The 12501-nt window shown below is 51.7% G+C and carries 4 protein-coding genes; 1 reads left to right on the top strand and 3 read right to left on the bottom strand.

Features of this window, described 5'->3' with window-relative positions; genetic code table 11:
* Positions 1 to 48: 48 nt before the first annotated feature.
* The 3 genes from AB1757_07015 to AB1757_07005 form a co-directional block, all read right to left on the bottom strand.
* Positions 49 to 3135, bottom strand: coding sequence for a C25 family cysteine peptidase (locus AB1757_07015; GenBank protein ID MEW6126772.1), 3087 nt, complete (start codon positions 3133 to 3135; stop codon positions 49 to 51).
* Between the two features lie 440 nt (positions 3136 to 3575).
* Positions 3576 to 7028 carry a C25 family cysteine peptidase gene (locus tag AB1757_07010; protein ID MEW6126771.1) on the bottom strand — a complete coding sequence of 1151 codons (3453 nt, stop codon included), beginning with the start codon at positions 7026 to 7028 and terminating at the stop codon, positions 3576 to 3578.
* 517 nt (positions 7029 to 7545) lie between these two features.
* Positions 7546 to 9768: a hypothetical protein gene (locus AB1757_07005; protein MEW6126770.1), complete on the bottom strand. Its 2223-nt coding sequence runs from the start codon at positions 9766 to 9768 to the stop codon at positions 7546 to 7548.
* A gap of 736 nt (positions 9769 to 10504) precedes the next feature.
* Between AB1757_07005 and AB1757_07000 the strand changes: the two genes are divergently transcribed.
* Entirely contained in the window at positions 10505 to 12271 is a 1767-nt protein-coding gene (locus AB1757_07000) for a S8 family serine peptidase (protein MEW6126769.1), read from the top strand.
* The last annotated feature ends 230 nt before the right edge of the window (positions 12272 to 12501 follow it).

Genomic DNA, 12501 nt, shown 5'->3' with positions numbered 1-12501 from the left:
GGCACAGCCCGAAGCATTTTGAATTAATCGTTTTTCGATTAATCGAGATTAGCGCAATTTCAAAGTGGGGTCACCGAAGAGATTCCAGGTGGCGCGAATGTCGGAATCGGTGGTGGCGGCTTTGGCTCTGAGTGCGGCATCGCCCAGCGCGATGCCCTTGAAAGTGAACAACTGTTTATAGAATTCCTGCACCGCTTCGACCTGTCCGGTGGGCACTGTCATCCCCGATGACGCCCACACCGCGATGGCTCCACGCGGCGCTTTCATCCAGCTTTCTGCCAGGGTTTCCAAAAGCGCATCGTGGAAGTAACCGGTTAAACAGGTCATCATCACCATCACCGGCAGATGTTCGTTGGTCAAGGTGGTGGCGTCGTCACTGGTTAGGACATTATCTTGCACAAAGCTCAATGAGCCGTGTCCCCAGTAATTCATTACTTTCACTCCGCTATCCAACGCTGCTTTGATTTCAGCTTTTGCGGTTGCCGTATCAACTTCGTTGCGACGAACCTCATTGACTTTGACATCGGCTGGCAAAACCGTTTTCAAACTCGCGCTGGCATTCTCAAAGTTATAACCATCGGTTCTCCCGCTAATCAACATCACCCGGTCACTGGCGGTGCTATTTGCGTAGCCTAAAATCTTGCCGACCATCTGAGAAGTATCGGTGGCGGAGCGAACCGGGAGGCGACCGATGGCGAGTTCGGGAACGCCATCCTCGTTGAAATCGCCAAACCAGCCATCCGACGCTCCTTCGATAAATGTCGCATTGACGCTCTTGCTGGGAATCAAATCATAGTTGCCAAAACCCAGATAATTTTTGCGGTCATAGGAGGCATCGCCCACCAACAGCACATAACGCGGTGCCACTTTCCAATTGCTTCTGGCATAGCCGAGAAAATCCTTGAGGGCAGCCACCGATTTATTGCCATAGTTGAACTCATCGTAGACATCCTCAATGTCGACGACCGCGACTTGGTAGCCTTGCGCCTGACGTGCCTGTTTCAAGGGTTCCAGCGCTGCGACGAACTCGCCGGGGGTGACAATGACCAGGTCGGCGCTGTGGTTGCTGCTCTTCCAGGTCGACGGGCGATTGGCAGTCAAGGCGGCTGCCGTCAGGGCTTGGTTATCGGTCAGTGCCAACAAGCTGCGTTGCCCACCTTTGGCGGGGACGGCGAGGCTGACGCTGAAACCGCCATCTTTGGCAGAGATGGTGCCCAAGAGTTCCTGGGGTTCAGCCGGATTGGTGATGTCAAAGACGCGGATATTACGATTGGTGAAGCCCGCGAGATTGAGCGATTCCCCGGCTTGGGCGGTGAGGCGCAGTTGGTCGTTATCGGCGGTGAAGGTGTGTTGATAGCTGAGACGCAGGTAATCGACGAGGTTGAGGTCGGCGCTGCCGTTGAGCGAGGTCAGGCGCACGGTGTTGGTGCCGTTGAGCAGCAGGGTGTGAGGCACGGTGAACCGCCCGATGCCTTTTTCGGTGGCGATGAGTTGGACTTCGCCAAGGGCATTGCCGTTGAGTTGAACGGCGACGCGATGCGCCATCTGGGTGACGCCTTGCAGGGAGATTTCCAGAGTGACATTGCCAGTGAAGGAGGCGTCGAGGTTGGGCAGCGACAGGGATTGATTTGTGCCGCCAGCGGTGACCACCGAACCGAAGAAGTTTTCGGCATCGCCGTTCAAGAGCGCCGAGAAGTAGACGAAGCGGTCACGGCGTTCGACGGTTGCGGTGAAGTTGGTGGCAGCGGTTGAGGAACCGGGGGAACGGAGTTGGTTGACGCGAGCGCCTTTTTTATCGACGACGAGCCAGTAGGTGCGGGTATTGGTTTCGACAGAATCGGGAGCGAGGGCGAAGAATTCGATGGCGGAATCGGGGGTGAGGCTGCCATCTGCATTGGTCTTCACCTCCATCGCCTGCTCTCGGTTATTTGTAAAGAGCTGTAATTTTGACCAGTCAGCCCCCGCGCTCAAACCCGCAAAAACCAGGTCTTGCAGACGAATGCGATACCAGCCGGTTTTGCGAATCGCTATCTTGATGGCATTTTGTGATGCCGCACTGAGTTGTAAATTTTCTGCTCCTTTAGCCTCAAGGCGTGCTTCATTCAGTGCTAAATTTTTAGCACTAAAATCGAGGGGAGCGGAAGAATCGACGAGGGATTGGGATTGGGTGAGTTGCGAAAGCATCACGGTCTGCACTCGATTGGGCACCGCCTCCTCGCTCTTTTGCAGGTAAATCGGCCCGCGCCACGACGAGCCTTTATCGAGGTCGATGTCCTCAATCCAGTAACGCGCTGCGGCGCTGGCTCCCTTGTCAAAGAAGACATAACTGCCGCCCGCCCCCAAACGCGCCTCGCCGGTCAACAGCGCCGACCCGGCAATCAGTTCGGGGTTGAGTTTCGCCATCTGCCCGTGTTCTTCGCGGTAGACGTTGAAGCCGAGGTTGCGGACTTCCTGAGCGGTTTTCCACTCGATGCCGATGGTGCCGTCGGCGTAGGCGGTGGCGCTGCTCTTTTTCAGCTTCACTGCCGTCGGCGCGGTCGAGCAATCCGGCCCGCAAATCGTCCCACTGCTAATTGGGTCGCTGCCGGCTTTTGTACTCCAGGTCATCAAAGCGGTCGAAATCGAATTAATTGTTGGTGGAGATGGCTTCAGTGTGAAACTGAAAGTTAAAGTTGTTTGTGGTGGAAGCGCACCGTTATCAAGGTTGAATTTAATCCCATACAGGTTTGTGGTTGGATCCAATCCGATTCCGTCGAAATGCCAACCGGAATTAGGTGTGGATGAGCTGACATAATTATTAGCGGTTGTCAGTTCATCGCACATTCCGACAACGATGTGACTCAACGCCTTACAATCCGGGCCTCCGCTACAATTCTGTGTGAGTGTATAGGTAAAAGTTTTTTGTCCGCCGGTGCCGCTCGTTACGCTGACAAACGTCAGGGTAAAATTTCCGGCTGTACTTGAACTGCCTGGCGTACAACTCTGCGCTTGGACGGTTAGCGACGCAGAAATAAAAACGCCTAATAGTAGAGTGATTACAAAACCGATTTGAAATACTCTTACGATAAATTTGCTGAACGGCTTACGATTTGAAGGCAATTCAACTGAGTTTGGGGCAAATGTTTGGGGGAACATAATCTTTCTCCTTTTTCAACGAAGCGATTCTTGATATTTGCCGTTTTCCTGCACCCACGGCTTTGTTGGGTATCTCAAATTTTGGGGAGGTTGATATAAATAGAGCGCGTCAGATTCGTGTTTTTATTTTTTTAACCGCTTAAACCTTCATCTGGAATCTCCCGATAAAAATAAACGAGGAATGCTGCAAACTTTCCAGAAAAATTTGCAGATTTACTAACCTGCATAGGTTAGAAAGCGGTCAAATACTATGTGAAGAGGTTTGGTAAAGTCAACGGTGAATTGCTTTAAGGAAAATGATTTTTTGCAGGGGTAGGTTTACTTACGGCTCTTTAAGTTGAAAGACCCGGTTCGCCTGGATGCATATTTTTTGAGTTATCAAACAAGGTGCAGTTTGTGACTTATCTGCACCTTGTTTGAGGTGACGCGCAATTCAAAAATCAGCGCAATTTCAAAGTGGGGTCACCGAAGAGATTCCAGGTGGCGCGAATGTCGGAATCGGTGGTGGCGGCTTTGGCTCTGAGTGCGGCATCGCCCAGCGCGATGCCCTTGAAAGTGAACAACTGTTTATAGAATTCCTGCACCGCTTCGACCTGTCCGGTGGGCACTGTCATCCCCGATGACGCCCACACCGCGATGGCTCCACGCGGCGCTTTCATCCAGCTTTCTGCCAGGGTTTCCAAAAGCGCATCGTGGAAGTAACCGGTTAAACAGGTCATCATCACCATCACCGGCAGATGTTCGTTGGTCAAGGTGGTGGCGTCGTCACTGGTTAGGACATTATCTTGCACAAAGCTCAATGAGCCGTGTCCCCAGTAATTCATTACTTTCACTCCGCTATCCAACGCTGCTTTGATTTCAGCTTTTGCGGTTGCCGTATCAACTTCGTTGCGACGAACCTCATTGACTTTGACATCGGCTGGCAAAACCGTTTTCAAACTCGCGCTGGCATTCTCAAAGTTATAACCATCGGTTCTCCCGCTAATCAACATCACCCGGTCACTGGCGGTGCTATTTGCGTAGCCTAAAATCTTGCCGACCATCTGAGAAGTATCGGTGGCGGAGCGAACCGGGAGGCGACCGATGGCGAGTTCGGGAACGCCATCCTCGTTGAAATCGCCAAACCAGCCATCCGACGCTCCTTCGATAAATGTCGCATTGACGCTCTTGCTGGGAATCAAATCATAGTTGCCAAAACCCAGATAATTTTTGCGGTCATAGGAGGCATCGCCCACCAACAGCACATAACGCGGTGCCACTTTCCAATTGCTTCTGGCATAGCCGAGAAAATCCTTGAGGGCAGCCACCGATTTATTGCCATAGTTGAACTCATCGTAGACATCCTCAATGTCGACGACCGCGACTTGGTAGCCTTGCGCCTGACGTGCCTGTTTCAAGGGTTCCAGCGCTGCGACGAACTCGCCGGGGGTGACAATGACCAGGTCGGCGCTGTGGTTGCTGCTCTTCCAGGTCGACGGGCGATTGGCAGTCAAGGCGGCTGCCGTCAGGGCTTGGTTATCGGTCAGTGCCAACAAGCTGCGTTGCCCACCTTTGGCGGGGACGGCGAGGCTGACGCTGAAACCGCCATCTTTGGCAGAGATGGTGCCCAAGAGTTCCTGGGGTTCAGCCGGATTGGTGATGTCAAAGACGCGGATATTACGATTGGTGAAGCCCGCGAGATTGAGCGATTCCCCGGCTTGGGCGGTGAGGCGCAGTTGGTCGTTATCGGCGGTGAAGGTGTGTTGATAGCTGAGACGCAGGTAATCGACGAGGTTGAGGTCGGCGCTGCCGTTGAGCGAGGTCAGGCGCACGGTGTTGGTGCCGTTGAGCAGCAGGGTGTGAGGCACGGTGAACCGCCCGATGCCTTTTTCGGTGGCGATGAGTTGGACTTCGCCAAGGGCATTGCCGTTGAGTTGAACGGCGACGCGATGCGCCATCTGGGTGACGCCTTGCAGGGAGATTTCCAGAGTGACATTGCCAGTGAAGGAGGCGTCGAGGTTGGGCAGCGACAGGGATTGATTTGTGCCGCCAGCGGTGACCACCGAACCGAAGAAGTTTTCGGCATCGCCGTTCAAGAGCGCCGAGAAGTAGACGAAGCGGTCACGGCGTTCGACGGTTGCGGTGAAGTTGGTGGCAGCGGTTGAGGAACCGGGGGAACGGAGTTGGTTGACGCGAGCGCCTTTTTTATCGACGACGAGCCAGTAGGTGCGGGTATTGGTTTCGACAGAATCGGGAGCGAGGGCGAAGAATTCGATGGCGGAATCGGGGGTGAGGCTGCCATCTGCATTGGTCTTCACCTCCATCGCCTGCTCTCGGTTATTTGTAAAGAGCTGTAATTTTGACCAGTCAGCCCCCGCGCTCAAACCCGCAAAAACCAGGTCTTGCAGACGAATGCGATACCAGCCGGTTTTGCGAATCGCTATCTTGATGGCATTTTGTGATGCCGCACTGAGTTGTAAATTTTCTGCTCCTTTAGCCTCAAGGCGTGCTTCATTCAGTGCTAAATTTTTAGCACTAAAATCGAGGGGAGCGGAAGAATCGACGAGGGATTGGGATTGGGTGAGTTGCGAAAGCATCACGGTCTGCACTCGATTGGGCACCGCCTCCTCGCTCTTTTGCAGGTAAATCGGCCCGCGCCACGACGAGCCTTTATCGAGGTCGATGTCCTCAATCCAGTAACGCGCTGCGGCGCTGGCTCCCTTGTCAAAGAAGACATAACTGCCGCCCGCCCCCAAACGCGCCTCGCCGGTCAACAGCGCCGACCCGGCAATCAGTTCGGGGTTGAGTTTCGCCATCTGCCCGTGTTCTTCGCGGTAGACGTTGAAGCCGAGGTTGCGGACTTCCTGAGCGGTTTTCCACTCGATGCCGATGGTGCCGTCGGCGTAGGCGGTGGCGCTGCTCTTTTTCAACTTCACTGCCGTCGGCGCGGTCAAACATTCGGGACCACAGATCGTTCCGGTGCGGTCTGTAAAACTCCAGTCACGATTTTTCCAGGTCTGTACTGTGGTGCCGATTCCCGGAACATTCGCAGTCGGTTTTAAGGTGAATTTCAGCGTTACCCAGGTATTTGCCGGAAGACTGCCGCTGGTGTTACCGCGATAAAACCGAATTCCGTAAAGCCCTGTATAGGTGCTATCGAGACCGATGCAGGGAGAGCCTGAGCCATTGCAAGTCCATCCTGATGTCGATGTATAAGTTGAAACCAGATTTGCGGAAGTGATGTCTTCACACATGCCAATGACAAGCAGCTTTAATGCTTGTCCGGCTCCATCCCACATCACTTGATACTCAAATGTAACCTGCCCATTCGCGCCTGGGGTTGCCCCAACAAATTTGAGTTTGAAGTGGTTGGTGGTGCTGATGCTGCCGGGGGTGCAATTGCCGCCGCTGAAGTCACAATCGGGCCCGCAGATAGAGCCTGAGTTAATGCTGCCTGTTCCTGACCCGGCTTTGGTTTTCCAGGTTTGGATTGAATTGGTGATGGCTGGAACCGTTGCTGAGGGCTTTAGGGTGAAACTGAAAGTCAGGGTGTTTAGTCCCGGCAGTCCGCCACTTCCAATATTAAATTTAATTCCATAGAGACCGGTAGTAGGGTCTGTGCCAATGGTGTCGTATGACCAGTTGGCATTCGGTAAACTTGAGCTGACATAATTAGCGGTTGTAAAACTGCTACACATTCCGATAACAAAATGGCTGAGGTCTTTACAACTGGAGCCGCTATTACAATTTTTTCTGATTGTGTAGGTAAAAGTTTTCTGTCCATTAGCGCCGTTGGTCACGCCTTTATAAGTGAGCGTGAAGTTTCCGGTCGTGCATGAGCTATCGACTGTGCAGGTCGGTGAGCAAGTGTAGGTGGTAGGCGCTTGCGCTTGAGCGACAGGTGACAGTAACAAAACAATTCCGATTAATAAGCAAATCGGAAAGATGGTGTGAAGCAGGTGAATGGAATATCTGTTGAACCTATTGTTTAAAACAGGTAACCCAACAGACCGGGAGGTGAGGTCTCGGGGGCAAAACATTATTTTTCTCCTATTCTCTAAAAAACATATTTTTGCCGTTTTTTTTCCTGCAACAACGGCTTATTTGGTTAACTGAAACTTTGGGAGAGACTTGTCTATGAGTTATTACTGCGTGTCAGGTTTGTATTTTTTGTTGGTTTAATTCTCTAAATCCTGCGCTTGGAATCTCCCTGCAAAAATAAAAGAAGATTGTTGCAAACTTTCCAGAAAAATTTACAGATTTCCTAACCTGTGCGGGTTAGAAAAAGCGGTCGACATACTATGCGAAGAGGTTGAATAAAGTCAACGATGAATTGTTTTAAGCAGATTATTTTTGCGGCAATATGTTTATCGAACATAGAGGTAAAAGGTGGGAACTTTAAACCCCTATGTCCGATGTTTGAACCGTACGCTATTTATTAACGGTCACTTTACTGGTTCCGATGTTGTAACTGGAATCCGTACAGCGAAAGGCAATGACGTGTTCGCCGGGTTTATCTAAATTGACTTTGACCTTGAAGCTTTCGTTTGCGGAATCGGCGATGCCATCGACCGGAAAAATCAATCGCCATGCCCCGCCATTAATGCTGTATTCGCCCTTAATAATCCGGCTGGTGCTATCTGTGACCTCGAAAGTGATTTCCGTTGTCGCACCGCTTGTCGCTGGGGTTCCGGCTTTTACGGCGGGCGGCGTGTTATCGATTTCAATGGTGTCGGTGACATATTCGTTTTTCAATGCCGCTTCATCAGGGTTTGCCGGTGAATCGCTCGCCCAGATTTTGAATAAATAGGTGCTGTCGGGCAGGCGGTTGCCATCTATGGTGTAGTAATTTTGCGTGAGATCGTCCGCCAGCAGATGCCAGTCGTTGTCGCCAAGCGTGCGATAAAAGATTTTGTAAGTCAGATCATCGCCGTTGGCGTCAGAGACTTGCCAGGTGATGGTTCGCGCTCCTTTTTGAAAGAAGCGACGCGGCGGAATGTTGGTCGATAAACCGAAAACCTGCGGGTCTAATCCCGATGTGAGAATTGAAGGGTCAACCCCGGTCGGCAATTCCTGTAAAGCCACGCCCGGCGGCAAAACATTGACCGCTGTGATTTCCGGCGCTTGGTTACGCGGCAGATAAGCGATAGTGACTGATTCCAGTTTCGCCAAAATAGCTGACGAATTACCTGATGAAGGGTTTTTACCCGACCCGCTGTTTTTCAGCGTTGCTTTCCATTGAATGAAGCGCGCGCGCGGACTGTTGATCTGTTCGCCGCTGGCTTTTTGATAAGGTTGAGACCACTCGCTCCAGGTTAAATCCGGCGTTTCGGTATTGCCTGTGCGGGTTTGAATCTGCACATTGCCAGCCCCGCGCCAGTTGAGCATTCCCCATTGCCCTGCAAATTTGGTATCGCGCACGGTGGAAAGATACGAGCCTTCGCTTACGGTTTGTGTGCCGATGCGATAGAGTCTGCCGAGATTGCTCGACGCTGCATAAACCGTATCGCCGACTGAAAAGATTGCCGAAGTCTGATCTTCGACGGATTGAATCAACAACGTTTGCGAACGCTCTTTATCAATAGAATAGATGCGCCCTTTGGCATTGGTGCCCACCAAAACATTGCCATTGGCAAGCACCTTCAAGGAAAAGCCGATGGCATCACCACCGCTCCAGATGGTTTCACTGCCGCCATCCGGCAGCACGCGATAGACATTGCTTTTGCCGCCTCCGCCTTTTGCGCCCGTAATTGTGGTTGCTGCCGTATCGCTTGCCTGAACCGAGACATTGCCCTCCTCATCGGTTGAAAGGCGGATGACGCCATCACCGGTCAACGATGTTGTTGAAGGTACACCAACGCTCGTGGTCTTTTGTGCGGCACCCTGCTGATTGATGCCAAGCGCGTAGATGGAGCCATCTGAAGCAAGAGTTAATTGATGGATTTCCTGTGAAGGCGTATCGAGAAGCGCGAAGGTTTTGCCATCTGGCGAAATGCGTAAAATCAAACCGGAGGGGTCAGTTCCGGCAATCAGGTTGCCGCTTTTATCCATCGTCAGGGCGACAATGTTGGCTTCGTTAGTATCGGCAATCACCATCTCTTTGCCGCTTGCGTCCAGTTTATAAATTACGCCCTTATCTCCGGTTCCTGCATAAAGCGTCGAACTGGCGTTATCAAAATATAACGACCAGATATATTTATAAGGCGGGTCAAAAAAGACGGTGGCATTGCCCTCCGCGCCGATTTTATAAATTTTCCCTTCGGGCGAGGTTGCGGCGTAGAGGTTGCCTTTGGTATCAGTGGCAAGCGCCGTGACATCAAGTTCTGCCGCATCGTAGAGCAATCGTCCGTTGCCATTGGTTTCAACCTTAAAAACCTTACCATCATGACCAGTGCCTAAATAAATGTTGCCGGCGGCATCGGTCGCGCTCGACCATATATAAGCCTCTTTGGTGTCATAAACCAAAGTATAGGCGGGGGCTAAGGTCATGGTGCCATTTTCGGCAATCGAGACGCCACGCGCATCACCTTTTATAATCTCATCTTGTTTTGAAACTTCCCAAAAAATGGGACCGCTTGCCAGTACCGCCGTGGATAGGAGGGAGAGGCTAAGCCAGGTGAGCAGTACCGAACTAAGGCGCAGAACTTTAAACATCAAAAAATTCCTTTCACAGTCGATCAATGTGTTGACGCTCCGGCAGGCGTGATAAAAAATGGGTTTTACCATGCCGGGGGCTTTTTTCAGCAATCGTCAAACAAAAAATTTAACATGAATCCGAGACATCATCTAAGCCGAAAAATATTTTATCCCCCGAAATCATCAAATAGAACCCGGGTCATTCAGTTATGAATCCGCCATCCGCTCAATCCGAGGATAAAATTTGTCCTTGCAGGAAACCGCCATTGTCTTGATGAATACTCGATGACCCTGAAATGGAACGGCGGTATTGAAGCCTTGCTGCAATCGCCGAGACCACCTTTGCAAAGAGCGATAGCTGAACTTGGCTGCGGAACCGCTTGATATAATGTGTGAGGTTTTGAAACATAAGCGCACTTCTTGTTAGCGGGGTTGCGGATTAAATCTATTTTCCTGAATTTTGCTCGACCTTATCGCCCGGATAAAAACCTACCTGAAAAGGGAATGAGAAGCCGCAAATCGTTAGTGAAATTTATTTTCTTTCCTGCGGTTAAAAATATTTTTTAACAAAATCGTTGAATTTGGATTAAAGGTTCGCAAATTGCACAAGCTTTAGCCGAAGCCTTAAACGGCTGACCCTGAAAGTGCCTTACTTAAAGCGTCCCCGCTTTAAAAAAATCCCGAACTTATTTGTCGGTCTATTTGCTCGTTGCCCTCTGTTTGCAACCCTTACCCCCCTTGATTTGGAGTCGGTATGAATAATCGTCGGAAAATTGCTAGTGTTCTTCTTGTAGTTGTCTGTTTATTAACCTCAGTCGTCGGGGCGAAAGATGCTCAGGCAGGGAAACGTGAAAAATCAAAACCGGAAATGAAATATGTTCCGGGACGTATTCTGGTCAAGTTTCGCGAAACCCCATCTCAGATGTTAAGCGCGCGCGCTGAAGGTTTAATGACCGCGATTGGCGCGTTTGAATCATCGGAAATTCCCAACACCGGCGTGCGCATTTTACAGTTGCAGGCGGGCGCTAATGAACCCGCGCTGGTTGATATATTGCGTTCGCAACCTGATGTTGAGTTTGCTGAATTAGACGAATTACTTGCGCCTGATGCCATGGTTCCCAATGACCCGGGCTATGCCAATGAATGGCATCTGGATAGAATCGTTGCGCCCGAAGCTTGGGGCACGACAACTGGACTGACGAATATTGTGGTGGCGATTTGTGACACCGGCGTTGATTCAACCCATCCCGACCTGGCTTCAAAAATCGTGCCGGGTTGGAACATGTATGACAACAATGCCGATACCAGCGATGTATATGGACACGGCACGATGGTCGCGGGAACCGCCGCCGCCGCCAGCAACAATCAACAGGGCGTGGCATCGGTGGCTTGGGGATGTCAACTTATGCCCGTGCGGATTTCCGACATCTATGGAATCGCCAGTTACTCAACCATCGCAAACGGCATACGTTGGGCAGCCGACCACGGCGCGCGGGTTGCCAACGTGAGCTACAAAGCTTCCAATAGCTCGTCGGTTACCTCGGCTTCCAGCTACATGAATTCCAAAGGCGGCGTTGTGGCAATCGCTGCGGGCAACGATGGACTGTTCGACGCCACCGCCGACAACCCTTATGTTTTAACCGTCAGCGCAACCGATTTTCTCGATAATTTGTATAGCTGGTCTTCGCGTGGCAACAACATCGACGTTGCTGCGCCCGGCAGCGTTTATACGACCGCGCGCGGCGGTGGATATACCTATGCCAACGGCACTTCGTTTGCCGCTCCCATCGTTGCGGGACTTGCGGCATTGGTACTTTCTGCCAATCCGACGCTCACCGCTACGCAAGCGCAGGATCAAGTCAAACAATCAGCCGATGATTTGGGCGATGCGGGTTGGGACAGCAATTATGGCTATGGCAGAGTCAACGCTGCAAGAGCCGTTGGCGCAGGGGCTCCGCCCGATACCGAAGCGCCGAGCGTCAGCTTCAGTTCGCCTGCGACCGGGGCAAATATTTCCGCCACCATTAATGTTCAGGTTGCCGCAAGCGATAACGTCGGCGTCGCCTCGGTGAGTTTCAGCGTTGATGGTGTACAACAAGGCACGGCAAGCGCATCGCCTTATTCATTCACTTGGGATTCGACGACCGTGACCAATGGCGCGCATACCTTGAGCGCCACGGCAAGCGACGTGGCTGGCAATTCTTCAACCGCAACCGTAACCGTTAATGTCAATAATGTGCCGCCGGATACGACACCCCCAACCATCACCATAACCTCACCAGCCAATAATTCGCGGGTGAATAACTCGGTTTATGTGGCGGTAAGAGCCTCGGATGATGTGCGGGTCGAGAAGGTTGAGCTGTATGTGGATGGCAGCTTTGTAGCGTCATCAACCTCATCTCCGTTTACCACGAAATGGAATGCCAAGCGTGCCCGCTCAGGCGCGCACACGCTGCAATGCAAAGCCTATGACGCGGCGGGTAATGTAGGAGTTTCGTCTGTCGTTACCGTTTACCGGTAGCTTCACCAGTAGCCCCAAACCCGGCAGGAAGTCTTGCAAAAGGCTTCCTGCTTCTGTTTTTTCAGGGGATTGTTGAATCACGCAGACGTTTTGCACCCCTGCTCAGGGCTGTAACAAAGTCGGTTGACAATTAAAAAAAGGACCTCCCTCGGTTACTCTGTTAGTTGCAAAACCACACAGAACCGGAGGAAGGTCTCGATGCATCATAACACTTTTGCCAATTCGCTTGC

Source organism: Acidobacteriota bacterium, from assembly GCA_040754075.1.
In the GTDB taxonomy this organism is placed as follows: Bacteria; Acidobacteriota; Blastocatellia; order UBA7656; family UBA7656; genus JBFMDH01.
Note: the sequence above shows the minus strand (reverse complement) of the source record. Positions and strands in the feature narration are given on the sequence as shown.